The 422-nt window shown below is 47.4% G+C and carries 1 protein-coding gene; it reads left to right on the forward strand.

Going from position 1 to position 422, the window contains the following annotated elements:
• On the forward strand, positions 1 to 422 hold a 422-nt coding region (pgk, locus tag AAEZ03_RS26025; protein WP_350582624.1), incomplete at both ends, for a phosphoglycerate kinase.

Consider the following 422-nt stretch of genomic DNA (forward strand, 5'->3'; position numbering starts at 1 on the left):
ACTGCTCACCGTGCACAAGCGTCAACGGAGGGTGTGACCCAAGCGATGCATCAAGCCGACAAGACAGTCTGTGCAGGACCATTATTGGCCGCTGAGCTTGATGCCTTGAGCTTAGCGCTTGAAACGCCAGCGCAACCGATGCTAGCCATTGTTGGTGGCTCAAAAGTATCTACCAAGCTAGAAGTACTACACAGCTTGGCAGAAGTGTGCGCCCAAATTATCGTTGGTGGCGGTATTGCCAATACTTTCTTAGCAGCACAAGGTCATAGTGTTGGTGCGTCTTTATATGAAGCAGATTTGCTCGATACCGCTCGTGACATTATGACTAAAACTGAGATTTTATTGCCTGAGTATGTTGTTGTCGCTGATAAAAATGAGATCGATTTTGCTGACTTTACTGGCTCATTACAACAAGCCACTGC

Source organism: Pseudomonas sp. HY2-MNA-CIBAN-0224, assembly GCF_040310285.1.
Lineage (GTDB): Bacteria > Pseudomonadota > Gammaproteobacteria > Pseudomonadales > Pseudomonadaceae > Aquipseudomonas > Aquipseudomonas helleri.